This is a genomic window from Achromobacter sp. 18P8.1.1 (assembly GCF_057799415.1).
Window position 1 is genome coordinate 22,664 of sequence record NZ_JBYOKH010000056.1, and the last position, 23,264, is coordinate 45,927.

The following is a 23,264-nucleotide window of genomic DNA, read 5'->3' on the forward strand; positions in this document are numbered from 1 at the left end:
GACTCCGTCAGGATCGGGCGGGGCCCGGCGGTACGCCGGAAGGGGGCATGCCCCCCGTCAGCGCGTCCCAGGCGCACATGGCCTGGCGCGCCACGGCTTGCAAGGTCTTGCGGGTGGCGCCGTCGCGCGCCTGAATGGACATGCCGTGCAGTACGGTCGTGTAGAAGGCCGCGAGGCTCTTCGTGTCGGCGCCGGCAGGCAGCTCGCCTTGCCCGACGCCGGCGTTCAGTCGGGCCAGGATGCGGCCTTGCATCTCGCGGCGGTTGTCGCACAGGAAGCCGCCGACGCTGGCGTGATTGACGCTGCCCGACGGCGCGCCCAGCACGATCATGCAGCCAGGCGGCAGGCCGGGCGCGGTGAAGCGTTCGGCGGCAGCAAGCAACATGGACTGGATGCCGCCGCGGGCGGTGGGCGCGTCTTGCAGCGCGCGCCGGGACGATCCGCCTTCCGTTTCGCGGTAGAGCTCGACCGCTTCACGAAATAGTCCTTCTTTTGAGCCGAATGCCCCATAAAGGCTGGGCGAGTTGATGCCCATCGCTTCCGTCAGATCGGTTAGCGATGCTCCTTCATATCCCTTCGACCAGAAGACTTCCATGGCCTTTTGCAAGGCCTGGGCCCGGTCGAAGTTCCGGGGGCGCCCACGTTCTGCCATGGAGCGATTTTACTCGCGACCGCTATTTTGTGTTGATCGATAAAAAAATGATTGACGAGCGTGACATGGCCCGGCGATGATATTTGTACTGATCACTACAAATTAAGGAAGAACGATGGGCAACCTGACTGGAAAAGTGGCTTTCGTGACGGGCGGCAGCCGTGGCATCGGCGCGGCCATCGTGCGGCGCCTGGCGGCCGACGGCGCCGACGTGGCGTTCACCTATGTCAGCGCGTCGTCTGCGGACGCCGCGCAGGCGCTCGCCGAGGAACTAGCCGTGGACGGGCGCCGGGCGCTCGCCATCCAGGCCGATTCCGAAGACGCGCTGGCCGTGCGGCAGGCGGTGGAAGCGGCCATCACGGAGCTGGGGCCGGTGGACGTACTGGTCAACAACGCCGGGATTTTTGTCGCCGGCCTGATCGGCGACACCAGCCTGGACGACTACGAGCGCACGATGGACATCAACGTGCGTGCGCCTTTCGTCGCCATCCGCACGGCGCAGGCGTCGATGCCCGACGGCGGGCGCATCATCAATATCGGCAGCTGCCTGGCCATGCGCGCCGGCCGCGCCGGCGTGGCCCTGTACTCTGCCAGCAAGTCCGCACTGATCGGCCTGACGCAGGGCCTGGCCCGAGACCTGGGCACGCGCGGCATCACCGTCAACGTGGTGCACCCGGGCCCGATCAACACCGACATGAACCCGGCGGACGGCGAACGCGCGGGCGAACTGGTGGCCGTGCTGTCCTTGCCGCACTATGGCGAAACGCGCGACATCGCCGGGATGGTGGCCTTCCTGGCGGGCCCCGAAGGCCGCTACATCACGGGTGCGAGCCTGGCGGTGGACGGGGGTTACGCCGCTTGATATCGCAGGTCAGAAAAGTTTTTTCGCACACGACTTGCACAAACCAAAAAACCTACATATAATCTTGCTTCTTCGCACTACACACATAACGAAACGCAGACAGCAGCAACGCACCGGCAACGGTAAAGAGCAGTTGAAAACGAATCGGAACTGAGTGGATTGCAGGGCTGTTAGCTCAGTTGGTAGAGCAGCGGACTCTTAATCCGTAGGTCGAGTGTTCGAGCCACTCACAGCCCACCAGAATTCAAAAACGCCTTAGCCGCCTAGCGACTAAGGCGTTTTTTCATTGGCGCGCCGTTTGAGCATGTCTTAACGATTCAAACGCCAGACGCGATTCATACGCCAGACGCGTGTGGGCAAGCGCGTGCGATTGGCCGCCCCATATCTGCGGGTAAAGTGGACACCTCCACTCCGACTCACGCCCCGCATGCCAACGACCTTTGACGACGTTTACCTGATCACCCCGAAACAAGTGCTCGCTCGCTCGGACGAGGTCGACGCGCTGGAAGCCTGGCTGGGCGCGGAGCTGCCCTCCGGATACCGCCATTTCGTCACCACGCTTGGCCAAGGGACCTATTGCGGTCGCTTGATGGTGCTGATGCCGTCGCAGATTCAGGCCGACTGCGAATCCGAACGCGCTTTTGTCCGGGAATATTTCGACGACTTCTGGGGCGAAGACAGTTCGCTCTCAATGCACGATGCGGCGCAGGGCGTGCCGTTTGCCGCTACGGTAGACGGCGACAAGATCTTCTACAGCATCGTTCGCCGCCAACTCTTCGTGTTGCCTCGGCACGGCCTTCAAGTCCTCTGGATGCCGCAAGGCCTGGACGACCCGCTGGATTGGGGCCTGCCAGTGCTTGAAGGTGCCTGGCGTTACTTTGATTCGTACATCGACCGCAGCATTGTCGAATTGTTTTCGTCGGGCGCCTTTCAGCTTTCCGACATCGCAGCGCGAATCTGTCGGCTGTGGCCGCCCGCGCATCGGATCGATGCGGCATGGGGCTCCCGCTTGTTTCTGCCGGACCTCCGTGGCGTGGCACAGCTGACTCAAGCCCCCGGCGATACACGCGTCGGCGTGCGTCTGGAGTTTGACGACGCCGTGGCCAAGCACGTGGCGCCTTTCATCGCAGACCTGACGGATGAGGGCTTCCGGGTGACGGCTTCAGTACGCAGTCAAACCGCCGGGTCCTGATCACCCGCCGCACATCTTCGACCGCGCTACCACGGCACGACGGACAGCGCCACCGATAAGACGACCACCAGCACGACAAGCGTCAGAATGTGATTGGTTCGCATATTTCCCTTTGGAGTATCGTGAAGCGTATCGAAGCCGCGGCGGCATTCGCCGCGGTGCCTGATCGTTGAGACAGCAAGATTTGTGCCCGGGGAGAGTCATGCGCGACGTTGTGCAATTGCGTCCTGAAGGCCTGTACTGTCCGGCCGGCCAGTTCTACATCGACCCGTGGCGGCCGGTGGCCACCGCCGTGCTGACCCATGGGCATGGCGATCACGCCAGGGTGGGAATGGGCTGCTATCACACCAGTGTCGAAGGCCTGCCGATCCTGCAATGGCGATTGGGCGAGCAGGACTATCGCGTGCACGCCTATGGCCAGCCGTTCACGCTGGGCAATGCCCGCGTATCGCTGCATCCGGCCGGGCATGTGCTGGGTTCCGCACAAGTACGCATCGAGGCGGACGGCCAGACCTGGGTCGTGTCGGGGGACTACAAGCGCCAGCCGGATCCTACCTGCAGCCCATTTGAAGTCGTGCCCTGCGACACCTTCATCACCGAAGCCACGTTCGGGCTGCCGATCTATCGCTGGCCCAGCGCGGCGGACGTCGCCCGCGACATCGTGCAATGGCGAGATCTGTGCGCCGCGCGCGGCGAGACCGCCATTCTGTATTGCTACGCGCTGGGCAAGGCGCAGCGCGTCCTGGCCGAGCTCAAGCCCTTCATCGACCGGCCTGTCTACGTGCATGGCGCCATTGCGGCCGGCGTGGACGTGTATCGGCAGGCGGGCATCGACATGGCGGACACGCGGCTGGTGATCGATGCCGACGGCAAGTCGCAGGCGGCGGCCGGTTTTGCGGGGGAGTTGGTCATTGCCCCGCCGTCGGCCGCGGGCAGCGCGTGGTTGCGGCGTTTTCGCCGTGCGCAGCAGGGCTTCGCGTCGGGCTGGATGCGGCTGCGCGGCAACCGCCGCCGCCGCAACATGGACCGCGGTTTTGTGGTGTCCGACCATGCGGACTGGCCGGATCTGCTGCGCACCATCCATGACACCGGCGCGCGCCGCGTCATCGCCACGCATGGCGACACGGACGCGCTGGTGCGCACGCTGAACGAAGCGGGCGTGGCGGCTGAAACGCTGGCCACGCAGTATGGCGAAGACGATTAGACATCGGAGGCGTACCCGGGCATGAAGCGATTCGCAGCGCTGTACCAGGAGCTGGACCGCAGTACCGCCACGTTGGACAAGCGGGCGGCGCTGGCCGCGTATTTCGGGGATGCGCCGCCGCGCGATGCCGCCTGGGCGCTGTACCTGCTAGCGGGCGGAAAGATCACCAGCGCACGCCGCAAGATTGCGGGCGTGGCCGAATTGCGCGCGTGGACCGCGGCAGCTTCAGGTACGGCGCCGTGGCTCGTCGACGCGAGCTATGACCAGGTCGGCGACCTGGCCGAAACGCTGGCGTTGCTGATGCCCGATCCCGCTCATCCGGCGCCGGAGCGCGGCTTGGCGGATTGGATCGAAGAGGTGTTGCTGCCTGTCGCCAACCGCGACGAGGTCGAGCGGCGCGACGTCATCGTCTCCGCCTGGCTCGGCCTGCCGTTCGAGGAACGTCTGGTCTTCAACAAGCTGCTGACGGGCGCGCTGCGCGTGGGTGTGTCCCAACGCATGGTGCAGCAGGCGCTGGCCGAGATGTCGGGCGTGCCGATCGCGCGCATCGCCCAGCGGATGTTGGGCACCTGGGAACCCAGCCCCGCCTTTTTGCGCGACTTGCTCAGCGCCGAAGACCTGCCCGGCGACCGCCAACAGCCGTACCCGTTCTTTTTGGCGTCGCCGCTGGAGGGTTCGCCGTCTGCGCTTGGCCCCATCCAGGACTGGCTGCTGGAATGGAAATGGGACGGCATCCGCGCCCAGCTGATCCGCCGCCATGGCGAGGTGGCGTTGTGGTCGCGGGGCGAAGAGCGGCTGGACGGCCGCTTTCCGGAAGTCGAGGCGGCGGCCTCGGCGCTGGACGTGGATTGTGTGCTGGATGGCGAACTGCTCGCGTGGCAGGAAGACGCGACGCAGCCCATGCCGTTCTCTGCCTTGCAGACGCGCATCCAACGGCTCAAGCCGGGTCCCAAGTGGCTGGCCGACGCGCCTGTTCGAATGTTGGCCTACGACCTGCTGGAGCTTGATGGCGCCGACTTGCGCGAACTGCCGCAGGCCGAGCGCCGCCGGCAGCTGGAGGCGCTGCTGCGCCGTCACCCGGATGCGCGCCTGGGGCTGTCGCCTTTGGTGGCGCCGGACAGTTGGGACGCCGCCGCCTCATTGCGCGAAGAGGCCCGCGAACGCGGCGTGGAAGGCTTTATGCTCAAGCGCAGCAGTGCGGTCTACCAGAGCGGTCGGCGGCGCGGCGACTGGTGGAAATGGAAGATCGATCCGCTGACGATCGACGCCGTGCTGCTGTATGCGCAGTCTGGCCATGGCCGCCGCAGCACGCTTTACACCGACTACACGTTCGGCTTGTGGCAGGGCGACACGCTGGTGCCCATTGCCAAGGCGTATTCAGGTCTGGACGATAAAGAGATCCTGGCGCTGGACCGCTGGTTGCGCGCGCACACGCGCGAACGCTTTGGTCCGGTGCGCTCGGTAGAACCTGTCCAGGTCTTTGAACTGGGATTCGAGGGCGTCAATCTGTCCAAGCGCCATAAGTCCGGTGTGGCGGTACGCTTTCCGCGCATCTTGCGCTGGCGGCACGACAAGCCGGCAGCCGAGGCCGACCAGTTGGATACCTTGAAGGCGCTGGCACGATGACGGCAGCGCGGCGGGGTTGGGATGCGCCGCTGTCGGCCTGGTTCCAGGCGCAGGGCTGGAAGCCGGCGCCGTTCCAGCGCGAGACCTGGCGCCGTTATCTGGATGGCCAATCGGGGCTGCTGCACACACCGACCGGCAGTGGCAAGACGCTGGCCGCGTTCGGCGGGCCGTTGCTAGAGGCCCTGGCCGATCCGGCCACCGCGCACGGCGCGGCAGGCGCGGGGCCCCGGGTGCTGTGGGTCACACCGCTGCGCGCGCTGGCGGCCGATACCACGCGGGCGTTGGCCCAGGCGGCGCAAGCGCTGGAGGTGGACTGGACGGTTGCGCTACGCACCGGCGACGCCAGCGCACGCGACAAGCGCCTGGCGCGCCAGGGCAAGGCGGACGTGCTGGTGATCACGCCCGAATCGCTGGCGTTGTTGCTGTCCTACGCGGATGCGTCGTCGCGCTTTCGCGCGCTGCGCTGCGTGGTGGTCGACGAATGGCACGAATTGCTGGGGAACAAGCGCGGCGTGTTGCTGCAGCTATGCCTGGCGCGTTTGCGCCGCTTGTCACCGGCGTTGCGCACGTGGGGCCTGTCGGCCACGTTGGGCAACCTGGATGAGGCGCGTGCCGTGTTGCTGCCTCATGCGCCGGATAGCCCGCTGGTGGCGGGAGCGGCGCCGCGCAAGGTCGTGATCTCGACGTTGCTGCCTGAGCGCAGCCGTGCCTTGCCGTGGGCCGGGCATCTGGGGCTGTCCCAGTTGCCGCGCGTGTTCAAGCGCTTGTTCGACGTCCGCGCCAGCCTGCTGTTCACCAATACCCGCGCGCAGGCCGAGCTATGGCATCGCGCTCTGGAATCCATCTGGCCCGAAGCGCCGTCCACGCTGGCGCTGCATCACGGTTCGTTGGACCCCAAGCTTCGGACGCAGGCTGAGCAAGGCTTGCGGGATGGCAGCTTGCGCTGCGTGGTCGCGACGTCCAGCCTGGATCTGGGCGTGGATTTTCCCGCGGTGGATCAGGTATTGCAGATCGGCAGCCCCAAAGGCGTCGCGCGGCTGTTGCAGCGCGCCGGCCGCGCCAAACATCGGCCGGGTGAATCCGGCCACGTGATCTGCGTCCCCGCGCAGGCGCTGGAACTGATCGAATACGCCGCAGCGCGTCAGGCCATTGCGCGCGGCGCCATCGAGTCGCGGCCGCCACCGCGCGGCAGCCTGGACGTCTTGGCGCAGCACGCCGTCACCCTTGCGCTGGGCGGGGGCTTCGACGCCGCTGCGCTTTATGAGGAGGTCCGCGGCACGCATGCCTACGCCGGCCTGGATGTCGCCACGTGGCAGGCCGTGCTGGATTTCATCGTTCAAGGTGGACGCGCCTTGTCGAACTATCCCGAGTTCCGCCGGGTGCAGCAGGATGACGACGGTTGCTACCGCGTCCATGATCGCCGCATCGCGCTGCGGCATCGGCTGTCGATCGGCACCATCACCGCTGATGGCGCCGTTTCGGTGAAGTACTTACGGGGCGGCGTGCTGGGCTCGGTGGAAGAGGGCTTCCTGGCGCGCCTGCGCCCCGGCGACCACTTCCAGTTTGCCGGCCGGACGCTGGAACTGGTGCGGCTGGAAGGCATGACGGCCTACGTGCGCCGCGCCAAGGGCGGCAACGGACCGGTGGCGACCTGGCAAGGCGGACGCATGCCGTTGTCGACCCAGTTGGCGCGCGAGGTCGAAAGCCTGTTTGCGCATCCTGGCAAGCACGCGGAGATGCGCGCCATGGAACCGCTGTTGCGGATCCAGCGAGAGGCCAGCGCGCTACCCGATCGGGGCCGTCTGCTGGCCGAGCGCATCGCCACGCGCCGTGGCCTGCATCTGTTCCTGTTCCCGTTCGCCGGACGCGCCGTCCATGAGGGCATGGCGGCCATGATCGCGTTGCGGTGGGGGCGGCGGCAGGCCAACACGTTTTCATACACGGTCAACGATTACGGCTTGATGCTGACGCTGGCGGAACCCGCGGACCTTGACGACGCACTGCTGCGTGAACTGCTTAGCCCCGAGCAGATGGCGGGTGACTTGCGCGATGGCGTCAACCTGGGAGAGTTGGCGCGCCGCCAGTTCCGCGAGATTGCCCGGGTGGCGGGGCTGTTGACGCCTTCGCTGCCGGGCCGCGCGGCACGTTCCCTGCGCCAGGTGCAAGCTTCCAGCGGCCTGCTGTACGACGTGTTGCGCCGCTACGACCCGGACCATCTGTTGTTGGCGCAAGCCGAAAGGGAAGTCCTGGAATTCCAGTTGGAGGCGCCGCGGTTGCAGGCTGCGTTGCAGGACTGCGCGGCGCGGTCGCTGGAGCTGCGCGCGCCCCGCGCGTTGACGCCGTTGTCCTTTCCGCTATGGACGGAAAGCTTGCGCGGCCAGCTCAGCACGGAAACCTGGCAGGCCCGCGTCAAGCGCGCCGCCGCGCAATTGGAGAAGCGCTATGCCCGGATCGGGTGACGACGCCCTGCCCATCAAGCTGGCGAACGAACCGGTGGTGTTGCTGGGCGCGCGCGCCCTGTACTGGCCGGCACGGTCGCGCTTGATCATCGCGGATCTGCATCTGGGCAAGAGCCATGTCTTTCGCCAGGCCGGCATCGCCGTCCCGCGGGGCGCGACGCAGGATGACCTGCTGCGCCTGACCCGGTTGATCGACTCTACTGCCGCGCGCAGCCTATGGATCGTGGGCGATGTGCTGCATGGCCCGATGGCCCAGGCGGGGTGGCGGGATGCCTGGGCGCAATGGCGCAAGCAGCATGCGGACCTGGACGTGGCGGCCCTGACGGGCAACCATGATCGCGCGTTGGACGGCGCTGCGCTGAACCTGCGGCAACTGGGCGAATCCTTGGCCGACGGGCCCTTCCTGTTCCGGCATCTGCCGCACGCCGATCCGCATGGCCTGCACGTCATCGCGGGCCATGTGCATCCCAAGACTCGCGTGCCCGGCGTCCCCCGCAGTTGGCCGGCTTTCTGGCTTCGGGAAGGGATCACCGTGTTGCCCGCGTTTTCCGATTTCACGGGCGGGCACGCGGTCGGCGCCGGGGACGGCAGCGCCCTGGTGGCCTGCGTGGAGGGGAGCGCTTTGGCAGTGGGGCGCCTTGCGTCTTGCGAAACGAATCGCGAATAAATTATTATTAAGAATAATTCGCATTTATTCCTGGGCGCAGCAAGGCCCCGATCCTTTCGTCTCCCACAACCAGGTTTGCCCATCATGTCCGCGCCCGGGGCTCCCGCCCAAGCTATCGAAACGCTCTATGGCGACCATCACGGCTGGCTGCGCGGTTGGTTGCGCAAGAAGCTGGGCAACGCCTTCGACGCCGCCGACCTGGCGCATGACACCTACGTGCGGATCATCGCGGCGGGTACGACGCCGCAACCGGAACAGTCGCGCCGATACCTGACCCAAATCGCCAACGGCCTGCTGATCGACCTGTACCGCCGCCGCAATATCGAAGCCGCCTATCTGGACGCCGTCGCTTGCCTGCCCGAGGCGCAGGCGCCCTCGGAAGAGGCGCGGGCACTGGTGCTGGAGGCGCTGGTCGAGATCGACACCATCCTGCACAAGTTGCCCGCCAAAGTGCGCATGGCATTGCTGCTGTGCAAGCTAGACGGCTTGAGCTACCGCGATATCGCCGAACGCTTGAACGTGTCGGTGTCGTCGGTGGAGAAGTATGTGGCCGCCGCGCTGCTGGCTTGCTATCAAGCGCTCTACGATGACGCGGGCTGACGCGACGCCAGGAGTCGCGGGCCCGATCGATCCCGCGATTGTCCGACGTGCGTCGGAGTGGATGGCGCGGCTGTGGTCGGACACCGCGTCGGACGCGGACCTGGCGGCCTGTGCTCAGTGGCGGGCGGCGCATCCCGACCATGAACGTGCGTGGTCCCGTCTGCAGCTCATGGACGCCAAACTGGGCAAGGCGGCGGCCCCCGGCGCCAGCCGAGCCTTGCTGGAAGCGCCGTCGCGCGGGCGACGCCGGGCCTTGCAGGCCTTGGGCCTGGCCGTGGCGGCAGGCGGGGCGGCGCTGGCTCTGCGCGAGTCCGGCGATTGGCAGGCCGTGCTGGCGGATCATCGCAGCGGCACCGGCGAGGTCCGCGAAGTGTCCTTGCCCGACGGCACCCGCGTGGTGCTGAACACCCGCACGGCGATCGACGTGCGATTCGATGCGGACGAACGCCGCGTCATCCTCAGGCAGGGCGAGATCCTGGTGACCACCGCGCCGGATACAGCGCCTGCGCATCGTCCGTTCCGCGTGCAGAGCCGCCAGGGCATGGTGCAGGCGCTGGGCACGCGCTTCACGGTGCGCCAAGAGGCGGACCTGTCCCATGTGGCGGTTTTCGATGGCGCGGTCGATGTGTATCCCGCTGACGCGGTTGGGGCGGATAGCGGTGTAGTCCGCGTCAATAGCGGCCAGCGGACGGTTTTTTCCGCGCAGCGGGCGGAGCCGCCGGTGGCCGTGCGCGAGAGCGCCGCGGCGTGGTCGCGCGGCGTGCTGGTGGCGGAAAACATGCGGGTGGCGGATTTCCTGGAGGAACTGGGCCGCTACCGCGCCGGTTTCCTGCGTTGCGATGCCGCGGTGGCCGATTGGCGGGTGACGGGCGTGTTTTCGGTCCAGGACACCGACCGCGCCTTGCGCAACCTGATGCTGGGGCTGCCGTTGACCGTGAGCTACCGCACGCCGTACTGGGTGACCGTGCACGCGAAGGAGCCCGCGTAACGGGCGAAGCAGCGCGGTTGCAATTTATTTTTGCCAATCATTGAGGATTCCGCAGGTTCGTTCGGAAGACGTCAAAAGCACCTTCATCGTCCGTACTTCCAGGAACCTGCCGATGGCACGCCACCGCACCCTTGAACTGAACCGCCACGTCGCCGTGGCCTTGATGCTGGCCGGGGCTTCGCTGCTGCCCGTGTCCGCCGCGCAGGCGCAAGCCGCGAACCCGCCATCCAGCCCTGAATCTCCCCGCCGCTACGATATCCCCGCCGGACCGCTGGACCGCACGCTGAATCGCTACGCCAGCGAGGCGGGCGTGGAGTTGTCCGTGGATGGGGCGTTGATCCAGGGCAAGACGTCGGCGGGGCTGGCGGGCAGCTACGGAGTAAAGGAGGGTTTTGCCGAACTGTTGCGTGGGCAGGGCCTGCGCATCGTGCGCGGGGCCAGCGGCGCCTATTCCCTGCGGCCTGCGCCGGTGCCCGAGGCCGACGCGCGTGGCGCGACCACGTTGCCCGCGGTGACGGTGACGGGCAGTGCGGAATCGGCCGCGGGGCCGGTCGACGGCTATCTTGCCAAGCGCAGCGCCACCGGCACGAAGACCGACAGCACTATCCTCGAGACCCCGCAATCGATCTCGGTGGTATCCGCGGATTTCATCAAGGAGATCGGCGCGTCCCGGCTGAAGGAAAGCCTGTCCTATACGCCGGGCATCAACACGTCGCCGTGGGGATCGGATTCCCGGTTCGACTGGACGATCATCCGGGGCTTTGACGCGCAGACGCCCGGCTACTACCTGGACGGTTTGCAACTGCGCAACAACAACAGCTGGGCCGTCTGGCAGACCGAGGTCTACGGGGCCGAGCGCATCGAAGTGCTGCGCGGGCCGACGTCGGTGCTGTATGGGCAGAACGGGGCGGGCGGCATGATCAACGTGGTCAGCAAGCGGCCCACCGAGGAACCGTTGCACGAGATGGAAGTGCAGGTCGGCAACAACGCGCGACGCCAGGTGGCGGCGGATTTTTCCGGGCCGGTCGACGAGGCGGGCAAAGTGCTCTACCGCATTACCGGCCTGGCGCGCGACGCCGAACTGCCCGCCAGCGGCTTGCCGAACGACCGCTTCTACATCGCGCCTGCGCTGACCATCAAGCCGTCCAGCGACACGACGTTGACGCTGCTGTCGCACTATCTGCGCGTACGCGATGGCAGTTCGTATGGCAGTTTCCCGGAAGCGGGCACGTTGCAGCCCAACCCGAACGGCAAGTTCTCGCCGAAGACCTACGTGGGCGAACCGGGCTTTGACCGCTTCAACCAGGAACAGTGGATGGTCGGGTATATGCTGGAGCACCGTTTCAACGACACTTGGACGGTGCGGCAGAACGCGCGCTACGGCTATACCAGCGTGGACTATCGGCAGGTCTATGTGCGCGGCTTTGCGACGGTCGACGCCGACAATCCCAGCGACCCCTCCAACTTCCGCCTGTTGGACCGTTATCCGTTCGGCAGCAACGAGAACGCTCGGCTCTTCACGATCGACAACCAGGCGCAAGCCAAGTTGAGGCTGGGCGATTGGCAGCACACGTTCCTGGCCGGGCTGGACTACCAGCATTCGCGCAACTATCAGGCCACCTACAACGACGGCACGGTGGGACCGATCGATGGCTATTCGCCGGTGCACGGCAGCCCCGTGAACCCCGCCGACCCTTGGTTCGACGGCACCACCCGTCTGGCGCAGACTGGCTTCTATCTGCAGGACCAGATCAAGTGGGGCAACTGGGTCGCCACCCTGGGCGGTCGTTATGACCGGGCCTCCGCCGATGTCAGCAGCAATATCGACGGGTCGCGGACCAAGGTCGACGAACACAATTTCAGCGGCCGCGGCGGGCTGGTGTATCTGCATCCGAGCGGTATTGCGCCGTACTTCAGCTATGCGGAGTCGTTCTCGCCGACGGCCACCATCGATCCCGTCACCAACAGTCCGATGAAGCCGGAGACGGGGCGCCAGTACGAAGTGGGCGTGCGCTACGAGCCGCCGGGCGGCACCAGCCGCTACAGCGTCGCGGCGTTCGACCTGCGGCGCCGCAACTACATCACCTATACCGAGGATTTCCTGCCCAAGCAGACGGGCGAAGTGCAGGTGCGCGGCCTGGAGTTCGAAGCCGGGTTCCGCCCCGTGCCGCAGATGAATGTGGTGGCGGCCTACACCTATACCCCCAAAGCCGATGTGACGGCCAGCAGCACGCCCAGCGAAGTGGGCAAGCAGATGCAGGCAGTGTCGCGCAACCAGTTTGCGCTGTGGACCGATTACCGCTTCGGGTCGGGCATCAAGGTGGGCGTCGGCGCGCGCTACACCGGACCCAACCAGGGCTACGCGGAATCCGCATCGAAAAAGCTGCCGGGCTACACGCTGATCGACGCGATGGTCGGCTATCAGATGCAGCGCTGGAATCTGGCGCTGAATGTGCGCAACCTGACCAACAAGACCTATCTGAGCAATTGCAGCCAGGGCGACTGCCGCTACGGCGACCTGCGTACGGTGCTGGCGACCGCCACCTACCGCTGGTAGTCCGGCATTAAGGGCCGGCTTAACGATGGGTAAACGCCCGCTAAATCACAGCGGGCGTCCGGCTCTTTATAGTGGGCGCATTGCCATCCAAGGAGCGCCGCATGTCCGATTCCACCGATACCCCTGTCCCGTCCGGCTACCCGCAAGCGGTGCTGTTCGACCTGCTGACCGCCTTGCTGGATTCCTGGACGGTCTGGAATCGCGCGGCGGGCAGCGAAGCCCAGGGCCGCGCCTGGCGCGCTGACTATCTGCGCCGCACCTATGGTTGCGGTGCGTATCAGCCCTATGAGCAATTGGTGCAAGAGGCTGCTGCCGCGGTGGGGCTTCCTGCCAGCGCGCCCCAGGCGCTGGAAGCGCATTGGGTGGAGCTGCCCGTGTGGGATGGGGCGCGCGAGCTGCTGCAGGCCTTGCGCCCGCATTGCCGCCTGGGTGTGGTTACCAACTGTTCCGACCGCCTGGGCCGCCAGGCAGCCAGTCTGCTGGGCGTGGACTGGGACGTGGTGGTGACGTCCGAAGAGGCGGGTTTCTACAAGCCTGATCCCCGGCCGTACGCGTTGGCGTTGGCGCGCTTGCAGGTGCGGCCGGAAGATGCCGCGTTCGTCGCCGGCTCGGGTTACGACCTGTTCGGCACCAGCAAGGTGGGCCTGCGCACGTACTGGCACAACCGCGTGGGGTTGTCCTTGCCCGAAGGGGCGCCCGCGCCGGAACGTGAATCCCCCCGCCTGGATGAGGCGCTGCCGTGGCTGGCCCGGTTCCGTACCGCCTGACCCGTTCGGGCGTCCCGTGGGGGTCCTTTTGGGGCCGTCCGCCAATACAAAATGTTGCCGGTCGCGCCGCCTCCCCTTGCTAGCATGGTTTACGCCGGAATGATCCGGCGCACCGACGGGATAGTGGAGGTTGCCATGAACTCAAGAACAATATTCAACCGGATCGCGGTGGTCGCGGCGGCGGGTGCGTTGCTGGCGGGGTGCGCCACGCAGCAGCAGACGAACACTGCCGTGGGCACGGGTGCAGGCGCGGCGGTCGGCGCCGGCATCGGCGCGTTGATCGGTCACGGCAAGGGGGCGGCCATCGGCGCCGGCATCGGCGCGGTGGCGGGTGGTCTGGTCGGGTACAACTGGAAGGTCGTCAAGGATGACGTGCAGCAGTCCGGCGCGTCGTCCCTGGGGATCGATGTCGTGGAAATGCCCGACGGCAGCCTGAAGGTCAATATTCCCAGCGGCGTGTCGTTCGACACGGACAAGACGCAGTTGAAGCCCGCGTTGCTGCCGGTGCTCGACAGCGTGGCGCGTTCGCTCAACCAGCATCCGGAGCTGCGCACCAAGGTGGTCGGCCATACGGATAGCACAGGCGCGCTTGCGCATAACCAGACGCTGTCGGTCAACCGCGCCAAGAGCGTGACGGACTACCTGGCCAAGCAAGGCGTGGCCGCCGGGCGCATGGCGGTGGAAGGGCGCGGTCCGAACGACCCCATCGGCGATAATGCGACCGCCGAAGGGCGCGCGCTGAACCGGCGCGTGGAAATCTACCTGTACGCGGTCAAGCAATAAGGTCTGTCATGAGCATGTTTCCTCCCGCCCGTATCGGCACCGATATCGCCGTGGCCGCGTTGTCAGGCTGGCAGGCCGTGGCCACGCGCGATGCCATCGAGAAGCGCTTCCGCTTTCCGAATTTCAACGCGGCGTTCGGCTTCATGGCGCGGGTGGCCATGTTCGCGGAAAAGCTGAACCACCACCCGGAGTGGACCAACGTCTACAACCGGGTGGACGTGACGCTGACCACGCATGACGCCGGCGGCGTGACCGAACTGGATGTGCGCATGGCGCAGTTCATGGACGAGGCCGCCGCGCAGATGGGCGCGACGGCGCCGAAGGCAGGCGCTTAGGCGCCTTCGCCAGGTTCGCCGTCTTCGCGCGCTTGCAGATGGTCGATCAGGCGATCCAGCATGTCGCCCAGGACGCGTTGTTCGTCGGCATCCAGGCAAGCGAAGATCTCGTCATTGCGTTGCGCGATCAGCGCGATGATGCGCTGGTACTGCGCCACGCCTGCGTCGGTCGGCGTCAGCACCACGCCGCGTCCGTCGGCGGCCGACAGGGCTTTTTCGACCAGTCCGCGTTCAACCAGCGCCTGGGCCGATCGGCTGGCCTGACCCTTGTTCAGGTTGGCCGACCGGGCCAGGTCGTTGACGGAGAGCGGCGCGTAGCGGCCGATCGCCGCCAGGCAGCGCGCTTCGCCTAACGGAATGCCGCAGTCTGACAGGTAGGCGCGATTCGTATCCCGGTCCGTGATCTTGTTGAGCACGTGCAGGCGATAGGTCAGGAATCGTTCCAGGGCAGGCGTTTTCACGTCGGGCGGGCAGGAGTGGCGGCGGGATAGTTTGCCACAGCGTCATCGCCCCGGCAGGCGCTTTCCGCCTGTGCCAGCAATGCCAGCGCGGACGCTGCATCCGGTTGCCGGCTCAGCAACGACAAACCGAGTATCGACAGGAACAGCGGCGCGTTCGATTCGCCCACGCGGGTCAGCGCCTGCGCCATGCCGGTATAGACCTGGTCCAGTTCTTCGTGGTTCATGCTTGGGCTTCCTTCTTGGCGGGCAGGGCGATCGAGGGATAGTAGGGAATGAGGGCGGTGCGCAGGGTCGCTGCGTCGGGGGCGGTCCAGCGGCCCAGCACATAGCCATCGGGGCGCAGCAGGTAGACCATGCCGTCAGCCGCGCCATAGCGTTGCCGCAATTGGTCATGCGCATCGTGCCAGCCGCCGGCGCCCACACTCACGACCTGCAGGGGATGCGGCAAGCCTTGCGTTGCCGCAGCCAGCGCATCCAGTTCCGCCGACAGGGGCGTGGCGAGCGAGACCGCCAGCGCCACGAAGCCGCGGCCAAAGCATTCGCTCAGGTAGCGCGGCGCATCGCCGTCCTGCAGCAGCGCGTCGGGCGCGGGCTGGCCGGGCGCGGCGGCGGGGCCGGCCGTAGGCGCGCCGTCCGCCAGATTCAGGGGCGAGGTGTCGTAGGAAATGGGCGCGGATTGGCGCGGGTTGATCAAGGAGCGCACGTTGTCGTCCACCAACGCCAGCCGCAACGCGGCCTCGCGCATCAGGCGAAAACCGAAATCCGGCGGCGCCATGAATTCGGTGCTCTTCGCGCCGTAGGCCAGGTTCTGTCGGGTGGCGTGGACGCGTTCGACACTGTAGCTGTCCAGTAGCTTGGCCGGCGCTTGGCTCTTCAGCACCCAGGCGAGTTTCCAGGCCAGGTTGCCCGCGTCGTCCAGGCCGGAATTCAGGCCCCGCACGCCGAAGATCGGCACCAGGTGGCCAGCGTCACCGGCGAACAGCACGCGGCCATGCCGATACTGGTCCAGCGTCAGGCACTTGGCGTTGTAGATGGAGATCCACAGCGGCTTCCAGGGGGCGGTCTCGCCGATCATGTCCAGATGGCTTTGCACGCGCGGCAGCACGTTCTCGGGCTTGACGGCTTCGTCGGGGTCTTCGTCGTCGCGGATCTGATAGTCCACGCGCCATACGTTGCCAGGCTGCCGATGCATCAGCAGCGTCGACCCTGGGTTGGAAGGGGGATCGAACCAGGCCAGGCGCTCGACGGGGCGGCTGGAGGCTTGCTCGATGTCGACGATGACGTAGCGGCCTTCGTACTGCATGCCTTCCAGTTTCAGGCCCATTGCTTCGCGCACGGTGCTGCGTCCGCCGTCGCAGGCGATCAACCAGTCGGCGCGCACGGTCTGGCGCTGGCCGCCAGCATCCACCTCGACCGTGACGCCGTCCGCATCCGCCTGCAATCCGGCCACCCGGGCCGACCATTGCAGCGCGGCCTGTCCGGGATGGCGCTGCATGGCCTGATGGGCGTATTCCTCGATCGAGTACTGCTGGATGTTCACCATCGGCGCATAGCGCTGCAACGGGTCATGCGGCATTTCGAAGTGCAGGACTTCCCGATCGCGGAAGTAACTGCGCCCGCCGGTCCAGGGCAGCCCGGTTGCCATCAAGGGCTGGTCGGCGCCGGCCCAGCTCAGGATTTCCTGGGACCGGCGCGAAATGCAGATGGCGCGGCTGCCGGCGCAGTAATCATCGTCGGCTTCCACGGTGAGCGAGGCGATGCCGTATTCGGCCAGCAGGGCGGCAAGCGTGAGGCCCACGGGGCCTCCGCCGGCGATCAGGACGGGAACGTGCGAGGGGAGCGGCATCTTGTCTCCGATATGTAGTTGTGTGCGCAACTATATTCCCGAAAAGGTTGTGCACGCAACTACTTGCGCAGGGCGAAAAAAAACCCGCCGGATCAGGGCGGGTCTTCGCGGGCGATGCCGTGGGCGTCAGTTGCGCACGTAATAGATGCGCATCGCCTGCTGCTTCTGGGCGCCGTCCATCACGCGCAGCACCACCACCTTGGGGGTAAAGCCGTCGGGCAGTTTCAACTGACCCAGTGCGTAGTCGTAACGGTCCACGTTCAGCGCCGGGCCTTCCGGCGTGACGGTGGCGGCGCGGCCGTTGGGGTAGCTGCCGTCGATGGAGAACGTGAGCGTGCCCTTGAAGGGGGCGCCGGTGCGCTCTTCGCGCATGACCAGCACCTGGTAGTCCAGCTGGCCGGGGGCGCGCTTGAAGGTGGCCGAGCGGATGCCCAGGTTACCGCCGCGCGGATCGGGCGGCATGGCGTCCTGGAACAGCACCAGTTCCTTGTTCATGGTTTCGATCTTGCTGCGCGCGTCTGCCAGATCGGAGGTCAGCTTTTCGTGGCCCGACTTGTTGGCGTCGCGCTGCTGGGTGGCTTCGTCCAGTTGCGTCTGCAGGCGCTGGCGTTCCAGGTTGGACGCGCTCAGTTCGCTATGCAGCGACTCGGACTGCTCCACCGTCAGGCGTTGCGGGCCATAGTTGGTTTGCAGGAAGAGCACGCCGCCAGCACCCAGGGCAATGCCCACAAGCAGCAGGACGAGCCAGCGCGGCAGGCGTCGCGTGCGTTGACCGGGTTGGTATACGGAGGGCTTGAACACGGCCCGTTGCGATCTTCCAAACATCCCCATTCCTAGAAAACTTCCTGTGTGTTGCTCGTCCGCGCGGTGCCCGCGCGTGCCAAAGCGTCAGAGAATACCCCGTTAGCCGGGGGCGATGGGTGCGCGGAAAATCCTGGTTGCGCACCTTGATATTGTGAAATATGTGAGCGTCAACGCGCCGCTGCGTGGAGCTCGGCGTCCAGGTCGGCAAGCCGTTCAGGGGTGCCGACATCAGTCCATCGGCCGGTATGGTGAGCGCCGCGCGCCAGGCCCTGGGCCATGGCCTGCCGAAAAAGGGGCAGCATGGGCATGGCCGTGCCGCGCGGGACATCCGCGAACAACGAGGGATGGTAGACGGCGATGCCTGCATAGGTCAAACGCGGTTCCCCCTGGGCGTGCAGGCTGCCGTCGGGCGCCAGCCGGAAATCGCCGTTGGGGTGCTGGGCGGGGTTGTCCACCATCAGCAGCCAGGCTCCGCCGTCGGGCAGGCTGGCGGCCAGGCCAGGGGCCGCCGCGGAGTCCCAGTCGCACCAGACGTCCCCGTTCATCACCAGAAAGGGCGCGTCTCCCAGCAGTGGAAGCGCCTGGGCGATGCCGCCGGCCGTCTCCAGCGCGGTGCCTTCCGCCGAATAGCGGATCCGCACGCCGAAGGCGCCGCCATCGCCCAACGCGCGCTCGATCTCGTGGCCGAGCCAGGCGTGGTTGATGACGACGTCGCGGATGCCGGCCGCAGCCAGGCGCTCCAGGTGCCAGACGATCAGAGGCTTGCCGCCGACCGCCAGCAGGGGCTTGGGAAGCTTGTCGGTCAGCGGGCGCATGCGTTCGCCGCGGCCCGCGGCAAGAATCATGGCTTGCATCAGAACGTGTACCCGACGCTGACCTGGCGGTCGTCCAGCTTGTCCAGCAGGCGCAGCAGGGGGGTGAAGACGCCATAGCGCTGGACGACCTGGCGTACGTAGCCGTTCACGCGCGGCATGTGGGCCAGGTAGTGCGCCTTGCCGTCGCGGTGGTTCAGGCGTGCGAACACGCCCAGGATGCGCAGGTTGCGCTGCAGGCCCATCCATTCGTAGGCGCGGTGGAAATCGGCGAAATCGGCCTCTACCGGCAACCCGGCGGCGCGCGCCATTTCCCAATAGCGGATGGCCCAGTCCAGCTGCTGCGGCTCTTCCCACGTGGTGCGGGCGTCGGTCACCAGGGACGCGAGGTCATAGGTGATCGGGCCGGCCAGGGCGTCCTGGAAGTCGATGATGCCCGGGTTGGGGCCGTATTGCGCCTGATCGCAGACCATGAGGTTGGGCGAATGGAAGTCGCGGTGCACCAGCACTTGCGCCTGGCCGCCATTGCTGGCCGACAGCAGCGCGAAGATCTTTTCCAGGGCATTCGCCGTCTTGTCGTCCAGCGTCACGCCGTGGTGCTTTTGCACGTACCACTCGGGAAACAGCTTGAGCTCGTCGGCCAGGCGGGCCGAGTCATAGGACGCCAGTCCGGCGGTGGACGCCTTCTGCAGCTGGACCAGGGCGGCCAGCGCCTCGCGGTAGAGCGTCTGGAGCTGGCTGTCGGACAGGCCGTCCTGGATGCGCTGGTAATAGGTCTGTTCGCCCAGGTCGGAGAGCAGCAGCAGGCCCAGGTCCAGGTCTTGAGCCAGCACTTTGGGCACGTTCAGGCCGGCGTCGGCCAGCAATTGCCCCACGTGTAGGAAAGGGCGGCAGTCTTCATGGGTCGGGGGCGCGTCCATGACAATCAGGGTGCGCTTACCGGCGTCCAGCCTGAAATACCGGCGGAAACTGGCGTCGGCAGAGGCCGGGCGCAGCGTGTCCACGGCCAGATGCAGGTCGGCGGGCAGGCTTTCCAGCCAGTTGCGGATCTGTGCCAGGCGGGGGTCGTGATCGTTTTTCAAGGAAGATCCGTGTCAGAAAGGCAATATTGCTGAAATTTGCGTTCGGCGCACATAAGGCTGGGCGTATGGCGCGGCTTCTCTATAATACCGGCTCGTTTCCGTTCGCATTGGCCCTTCCGTGGCGCCCGTGCCAGGTTCCCCCATCGTCAAAAAAGGGCTGTTTTCACTCGTGCGCAAGGTTCGGTGGTTGATCCTCTCTGCTGTCAGCGTCGCCGCCGGGGCCGTTCAGGCCCAGGGTAGCCAGGGTCCGGCTTCCGCCGCATCATCCGCTACCGCGTCGCCCGCGGCCCCTGTGCTGCGCACGTCCCCCGGTTTGCGGGTGCATCGCTTGCCCGATGGCAGCATTCCCGCCTACATGGAAGCGGACAGCATCGAGGGCGATCCTGATTCCGACCTGACCTTGACCGGTAGCGCGCAAGTGCGCCGCATCGACGGCATCATCAAGGGCGACCGCATCAATTACCGCAAGGATACGGGCGAAGTCGACGTGCAGGGCAGCGCGCGCATGATGCGCGACGGCACGCTGGTGACCGGTCCGAACGCCAAGTTCAACGTCGACAAGTATTCCGGCGAAGTTGAAAAGCCCAACTTCTGGATGGGGGCCACCGGCGGGTTTGCCGTGGCCGAGCACGCAGACATCTTCAGCAAGTCGCAGATGCGGCTGCATACCGTCACGTACAGCGGCTGCTCGTGCGAGACGCCGTCCTGGTACATCAAGGCCAACACGGTCGACATCGACTTCGACGAGAACGAAGGCGTGGCGCGCAATGGCGTGCTGTATTTCAAGGATGTGCCGATCCTGGCGTCGCCCTACATGACCTTTCCGGTCAAGAAGGAACGCAAGTCCGGCTTCCTGATGCCGACCTACGGTACGACCAGCCAAGGCGGTTTCGATTTCTCGCTGCCGTACTACCTGAACCTGGCGCCCAACTACGACGCGACCATTCAGCCACGCTATTTTTCCAAGCGTGGCATGCAACTTGGCGGCGAATTCCGTTACCTGGGCGCGAGCTATGCCGGCACGCTGGACGGTACTTATCTGCCGAATGACAACATCACCAGCGAAGACCGCTGGATGTACTGGTGGCGCCATCAGCAGACGTTCTCGCATGGTTTCTATGCGGACTGGGATATCGCGAAGGTTTCGGACGATAACTATTTCCGGGATATTTCCCAATTGGGTTTGAACCAGGCGTCCACCACCTATCTGCCGCAGCGTGCGCGGGTGGGCTGGTCCTCGACGTACTGGAGCACGTACGCGCAGGTCTACAAGTACCAGACCCTGCAAGATCCGGACGCGCCACTGGTGCCGCCGTACGACAAGGTGCCCGAGCTCTACCTGCGCGGCGCCCGATATGACTGGGGCGGCTTTGACGTGGACTGGACGTCGACCGCGGTCCGCTTCCAGATTCCCACCGTGGCCGGCAGGCGCAGCGGCCCCGAGGGCGATCGCCTGCAGTCCTATCCGACGGTGTCCTATCCGATCGTGCGGCCGGGCTGGTTCGTCATCCCGAAGGCGGGCGTGAACTACACCCAGTACCAGACCAATTGGTATGGCAGAGACTGGTTGGGCCTGAATTCGGGCACATCCAGCGCCGGCACGTCTTCCGGCTATCCGTCGACGCAATCGCGCACCGTGCCGATCATGTCCCTGGATGCTGGCATGATCTTCGAACGCGACACCACATTGTTCGGCAAGGCGTCCACGCAGACCCTGGAACCGCGCCTGTACTACCTGCGCGTTCCGTACCGGGATCAGTCCAAGCTGCCGGTCTACGATACGTCGCTGGCGGATTTCAGTTTCTCGCAGGCTTTTGAAGAGAACATCTACACGGGCGGCTGGGACCGTATTTCCAACGCCAACCAGCTGACTGCAGCGCTGACGACGCGTTGGCTGGACGCCAACACCGGCTTCGAGCGCATGTCGCTGGCCGTGGCGCAACGACTGTATTTCGAAGACCAACAGGTCACGCTTCCGGGCGAAACGCCGCGTGAAAACGTGCGCTCCGACTTCCTCGTGGGCGCCAGCGCCGCACTGACCGACACGCTCAGCACTGACGTGGCGGCCCAGTACAACCCGTATGAAAACCAGTGGTCGCGCGGGTTGATCAGCGCGCGCTGGTCGCCGCAGCGCCTGACGACGGTGGCCGTGTCCTACCGTTATCAGCGCGACCCGCAGACCGGGGTTTCGTACCAGCCGCAGGGCCAGAATCAGGTCAGCCTCGCGCTGCAATGGCCCTTCACCAAGCGCTGGTACGGCGTTGGTCGGGTGGATTATTCCCTGCGCTCCGGGCCGTCCAGCACGGTGGCCAACACCACGGAATCGCCTCGCGTGACGCAGGCTATTGCGGGTCTGGAGTACAAAGGCGATTGCTGCTGGGTGGGCCGCGTGGTCTACCAGCGCTATGCCGTATCGGCTACGGACGCCAACTCCGCAGTGTTCTTCCAGCTTGAGCTGACGGGCCTGGGTTCCCTGGGAACCGATCCGATGAACCTGCTGAACAGAAGTATCCCCGGCTACACCAGCATTACACCGCCCGTGCCGGCTGGGACCACATTTGAAAGGTATGAATGATGCGTAGGTTGCACTCTTTGCGCCGCCTGTCCGGCAGCGCGCTGTTGCTGGCCCTTTGCGCCGGCCTGCCCGCCGCGCATGCGGCCGAGCAGACTGGCCGGGCCGCAAGCAATGGCGCCAAGGCCGCTCCGCAGGCTGCGGCTCCCGCAGCGAAGGGCGAGCAGTTCGTCGATGGCATCGCGGCCGTGGTCGACAAGGATGTGATCACGTTGCGCGAATTGCGCGATGCTTCGCTTCGCATTTCCGGTGAACTGAAGTCGCGGGGCATCCAGGTGCCCGACGACCAGACCTTGCAGCACCAGGTCTTGCAGCGCTTGATCATGGAGCGCGTGCAGCGCCATGAAGCTGATCGCCTTGGCATCCGCGTGGATGAAGCCCAGGTCGATCAGGCGATCCAGACCATCGCCGGGCGCAACAAGATCAGCGTGGCGCAACTGCGCGGCGAAATTGAAAAATCGGGCACGACGTGGGATGCCTACCGCAAGTCGCTGCGCGATGAGATCCGTACGGATCGCCTGCGCCAGCGCGCGGTGGATTCCACCATCGTCATCTCCGATACCGAAGTCGATGCCTTCCTGAAGGACCAGCGCCGCAATCCGGCGTTTGGCGCGGCACCGCAAGCCCAGCCGCAGCCGCAGGCTCAACCGGAACCCGCGCCCGAACAGGCTGCGGCACCTTCCGGCCCGATGCTTTACGCCTTGGCGCAGATCCTGGTCCGCGTGCCGGAAGGCTCGTCGTCCGAACAGCTTGCCGCGTTGCGCAAGAAGGCCGAAGGCATCCTGGCGCGCGCCAAGCGCGGCGATGATTTCGCCAGCCTGGCGGCGGCGGCCTCGGACGGCCCCGAAGCCTTGCAAGGCGGCGTCATGGGAGTGCGTCCGTTGGACGGCTGGCCCGACCTGTTCGTCAAGGCCATCAGCAATCTGCAGAAGGGCGAGGTGACGAACCTGATCCAGAGCGGCAACGGTTTCCACATCATCAAGGTGATGGACCGC

21 protein-coding genes and 1 tRNA gene are annotated in these 23,264 nt (G+C 66.0%); 15 read left to right on the top strand and 7 right to left on the bottom strand.

Annotated elements, in window-relative coordinates; all coding sequences use genetic code 11:
- Positions 1 to 7: 7 nt before the first annotated feature.
- On the bottom strand, positions 8 to 652 hold the full coding sequence (locus AC27VE_RS26145) for a TetR/AcrR family transcriptional regulator (RefSeq protein ID WP_488705402.1): 645 nt from the start codon (positions 650 to 652) through the stop codon (positions 8 to 10).
- 115 nt (positions 653 to 767) lie between these two features.
- Between AC27VE_RS26145 and AC27VE_RS26150 the strand changes: the two genes are divergently transcribed.
- The 13 genes from AC27VE_RS26150 to AC27VE_RS26210 all read left to right on the top strand — a co-directional run bounded on the left by AC27VE_RS26150 (position 768) and on the right by AC27VE_RS26210 (position 14,692).
- Positions 768 to 1,514 carry an SDR family oxidoreductase gene (locus AC27VE_RS26150; RefSeq protein WP_488705403.1) on the top strand — a complete coding sequence of 249 codons (747 nt, stop codon included), beginning with the start codon at positions 768 to 770 and terminating at the stop codon, positions 1,512 to 1,514.
- A 164-nt stretch (positions 1,515 to 1,678) separates the two neighbouring features.
- Positions 1,679 to 1,754, top strand: a tRNA-Lys gene (locus tag AC27VE_RS26155).
- A 187-nt stretch (positions 1,755 to 1,941) separates the two neighbouring features.
- Positions 1,942 to 2,706 carry an SMI1/KNR4 family protein gene (locus AC27VE_RS26160; RefSeq protein WP_488705404.1) on the top strand — a complete coding sequence of 255 codons (765 nt, stop codon included), beginning with the start codon at positions 1,942 to 1,944 and terminating at the stop codon, positions 2,704 to 2,706.
- A 202-nt stretch (positions 2,707 to 2,908) separates the two neighbouring features.
- Positions 2,909 to 3,910: a ligase-associated DNA damage response exonuclease gene (locus AC27VE_RS26165; RefSeq protein ID WP_488705405.1), complete on the top strand. Its 1,002-nt coding sequence runs from the start codon at positions 2,909 to 2,911 to the stop codon at positions 3,908 to 3,910.
- A gap of 21 nt (positions 3,911 to 3,931) precedes the next feature.
- Complete coding sequence (locus tag AC27VE_RS26170; RefSeq protein WP_488705406.1) at positions 3,932 to 5,536, top strand: ATP-dependent DNA ligase; 1,605 nt, start codon at positions 3,932 to 3,934, stop codon at positions 5,534 to 5,536.
- Positions 5,533 to 7,995, top strand: a complete 2,463-nt coding sequence (locus AC27VE_RS26175; RefSeq protein WP_488705407.1) for a ligase-associated DNA damage response DEXH box helicase — start codon at positions 5,533 to 5,535, stop codon at positions 7,993 to 7,995. The genes AC27VE_RS26170 and AC27VE_RS26175 overlap by 4 nt, the downstream gene beginning before the upstream one ends.
- Positions 7,979 to 8,662 carry a ligase-associated DNA damage response endonuclease PdeM gene (pdeM, locus tag AC27VE_RS26180; RefSeq protein WP_488705408.1) on the top strand — a complete coding sequence of 228 codons (684 nt, stop codon included), beginning with the start codon at positions 7,979 to 7,981 and terminating at the stop codon, positions 8,660 to 8,662. Before AC27VE_RS26175 ends, pdeM begins: the two co-directional genes overlap by 17 nt.
- A gap of 84 nt (positions 8,663 to 8,746) precedes the next feature.
- A complete protein-coding gene (locus tag AC27VE_RS26185) occupies positions 8,747 to 9,262 on the top strand; it encodes a sigma-70 family RNA polymerase sigma factor (RefSeq protein WP_085946966.1) in 516 nt (171 codons plus the stop codon).
- Positions 9,249 to 10,250, top strand: a complete 1,002-nt coding sequence (locus tag AC27VE_RS26190) for a FecR domain-containing protein (protein WP_488705409.1) — start codon at positions 9,249 to 9,251, stop codon at positions 10,248 to 10,250. Before AC27VE_RS26185 ends, AC27VE_RS26190 begins: the two co-directional genes overlap by 14 nt.
- Before the next feature lie 112 nt (positions 10,251 to 10,362).
- Positions 10,363 to 12,807, top strand: a complete 2,445-nt coding sequence (locus AC27VE_RS26195) for a TonB-dependent siderophore receptor (RefSeq protein ID WP_488705410.1) — start codon at positions 10,363 to 10,365, stop codon at positions 12,805 to 12,807.
- Positions 12,808 to 12,908: 101 nt separating this feature from the next.
- Positions 12,909 to 13,574, top strand: coding sequence for an HAD family hydrolase (locus AC27VE_RS26200; RefSeq protein ID WP_427959137.1), 666 nt, complete (start codon positions 12,909 to 12,911; stop codon positions 13,572 to 13,574).
- A 135-nt stretch (positions 13,575 to 13,709) separates the two neighbouring features.
- Positions 13,710 to 14,357: a YiaD family glycine zipper/OmpA-like lipoprotein gene (locus AC27VE_RS26205; RefSeq protein WP_035213772.1), complete on the top strand. Its 648-nt coding sequence runs from the start codon at positions 13,710 to 13,712 to the stop codon at positions 14,355 to 14,357.
- A gap of 8 nt (positions 14,358 to 14,365) precedes the next feature.
- Positions 14,366 to 14,692: a 4a-hydroxytetrahydrobiopterin dehydratase gene (locus AC27VE_RS26210; RefSeq protein ID WP_006226318.1), complete on the top strand. Its 327-nt coding sequence runs from the start codon at positions 14,366 to 14,368 to the stop codon at positions 14,690 to 14,692.
- Here AC27VE_RS26210 and AC27VE_RS26215 read toward each other — a convergent pair.
- The 6 genes from AC27VE_RS26215 to AC27VE_RS26240 all read right to left on the bottom strand — a co-directional run bounded on the left by AC27VE_RS26215 (position 14,689) and on the right by AC27VE_RS26240 (position 19,697).
- Entirely contained in the window at positions 14,689 to 15,153 is a 465-nt protein-coding gene (locus AC27VE_RS26215; RefSeq protein WP_088587666.1) for a MarR family winged helix-turn-helix transcriptional regulator, read from the bottom strand. The genes AC27VE_RS26210 and AC27VE_RS26215 overlap by 4 nt on opposite strands.
- The gene (locus AC27VE_RS26220) at positions 15,150 to 15,377 is read right to left on the bottom strand and encodes a hypothetical protein (protein ID WP_315138107.1); all 228 of its coding nucleotides are present in this window, start codon (positions 15,375 to 15,377) and stop codon (positions 15,150 to 15,152) included. The genes AC27VE_RS26215 and AC27VE_RS26220 overlap by 4 nt, the downstream gene beginning before the upstream one ends.
- Positions 15,374 to 16,999 carry an FAD-dependent monooxygenase gene (locus AC27VE_RS26225; protein WP_488705411.1) on the bottom strand — a complete coding sequence of 542 codons (1,626 nt, stop codon included), beginning with the start codon at positions 16,997 to 16,999 and terminating at the stop codon, positions 15,374 to 15,376. Before AC27VE_RS26225 ends, AC27VE_RS26220 begins: the two co-directional genes overlap by 4 nt.
- A gap of 126 nt (positions 17,000 to 17,125) precedes the next feature.
- A complete protein-coding gene (locus tag AC27VE_RS26230; RefSeq protein WP_488705412.1) occupies positions 17,126 to 17,824 on the bottom strand; it encodes a DUF6776 family protein in 699 nt (232 codons plus the stop codon).
- A 146-nt stretch (positions 17,825 to 17,970) separates the two neighbouring features.
- Positions 17,971 to 18,657 carry an N-acetylmuramate alpha-1-phosphate uridylyltransferase MurU gene (gene murU / locus AC27VE_RS26235; protein WP_488705413.1) on the bottom strand — a complete coding sequence of 229 codons (687 nt, stop codon included), beginning with the start codon at positions 18,655 to 18,657 and terminating at the stop codon, positions 17,971 to 17,973.
- On the bottom strand, positions 18,657 to 19,697 hold the full coding sequence (locus AC27VE_RS26240) for an aminoglycoside phosphotransferase family protein (protein WP_488705414.1): 1,041 nt from the start codon (positions 19,695 to 19,697) through the stop codon (positions 18,657 to 18,659). Before AC27VE_RS26240 ends, murU begins: the two co-directional genes overlap by 1 nt.
- A 169-nt stretch (positions 19,698 to 19,866) precedes the next feature.
- Here AC27VE_RS26240 and AC27VE_RS26245 point away from each other — a divergent pair, with 169 nt between their 5' ends.
- On the top strand, positions 19,867 to 22,272 hold the full coding sequence (locus tag AC27VE_RS26245) for an LPS-assembly protein LptD (protein ID WP_488705416.1): 2,406 nt from the start codon (positions 19,867 to 19,869) through the stop codon (positions 22,270 to 22,272).
- The coding region (locus tag AC27VE_RS26250; RefSeq protein WP_488705415.1) for a peptidylprolyl isomerase at positions 22,269 to 23,264 on the top strand (996 nt) is incomplete at its 3' end. The genes AC27VE_RS26245 and AC27VE_RS26250, both read left to right, overlap by 4 nt.

Bases quoted from the DNA above. Each gene is read 5' to 3' on its own strand.
- AC27VE_RS26145 (WP_488705402.1), bottom strand. From the start codon at position 652: ATGGCAGAACGTGGGCGCCCCCGGAACTTCGACCGGGCCCAGGCCTTG.
- AC27VE_RS26150 (WP_488705403.1), top strand. From the start codon at position 768: ATGGGCAACCTGACTGGAAAAGTGGCTTTCGTGACGGGCGGCAGCCGT.
- AC27VE_RS26160 (WP_488705404.1), top strand. From the start codon at position 1,942: ATGCCAACGACCTTTGACGACGTTTACCTGATCACCCCGAAACAAGTG.
- AC27VE_RS26165 (WP_488705405.1), top strand. From the start codon at position 2,909: ATGCGCGACGTTGTGCAATTGCGTCCTGAAGGCCTGTACTGTCCGGCC.
- AC27VE_RS26170 (WP_488705406.1), top strand. From the start codon at position 3,932: ATGAAGCGATTCGCAGCGCTGTACCAGGAGCTGGACCGCAGTACCGCC.
- AC27VE_RS26175 (WP_488705407.1), top strand. From the start codon at position 5,533: ATGACGGCAGCGCGGCGGGGTTGGGATGCGCCGCTGTCGGCCTGGTTC.
- pdeM (WP_488705408.1), top strand. From the start codon at position 7,979: ATGCCCGGATCGGGTGACGACGCCCTGCCCATCAAGCTGGCGAACGAA.
- AC27VE_RS26185 (WP_085946966.1), top strand. From the start codon at position 8,747: ATGTCCGCGCCCGGGGCTCCCGCCCAAGCTATCGAAACGCTCTATGGC.
- AC27VE_RS26190 (WP_488705409.1), top strand. From the start codon at position 9,249: ATGACGCGGGCTGACGCGACGCCAGGAGTCGCGGGCCCGATCGATCCC.
- AC27VE_RS26195 (WP_488705410.1), top strand. From the start codon at position 10,363: ATGGCACGCCACCGCACCCTTGAACTGAACCGCCACGTCGCCGTGGCC.
- AC27VE_RS26200 (WP_427959137.1), top strand. From the start codon at position 12,909: ATGTCCGATTCCACCGATACCCCTGTCCCGTCCGGCTACCCGCAAGCG.
- AC27VE_RS26205 (WP_035213772.1), top strand. From the start codon at position 13,710: ATGAACTCAAGAACAATATTCAACCGGATCGCGGTGGTCGCGGCGGCG.
- AC27VE_RS26210 (WP_006226318.1), top strand. From the start codon at position 14,366: ATGAGCATGTTTCCTCCCGCCCGTATCGGCACCGATATCGCCGTGGCC.
- AC27VE_RS26220 (WP_315138107.1), bottom strand. From the start codon at position 15,377: ATGAACCACGAAGAACTGGACCAGGTCTATACCGGCATGGCGCAGGCG.
- AC27VE_RS26225 (WP_488705411.1), bottom strand. From the start codon at position 16,999: ATGCCGCTCCCCTCGCACGTTCCCGTCCTGATCGCCGGCGGAGGCCCC.
- AC27VE_RS26230 (WP_488705412.1), bottom strand. From the start codon at position 17,824: ATGTTTGGAAGATCGCAACGGGCCGTGTTCAAGCCCTCCGTATACCAA.
- murU (WP_488705413.1), bottom strand. From the start codon at position 18,657: ATGCAAGCCATGATTCTTGCCGCGGGCCGCGGCGAACGCATGCGCCCG.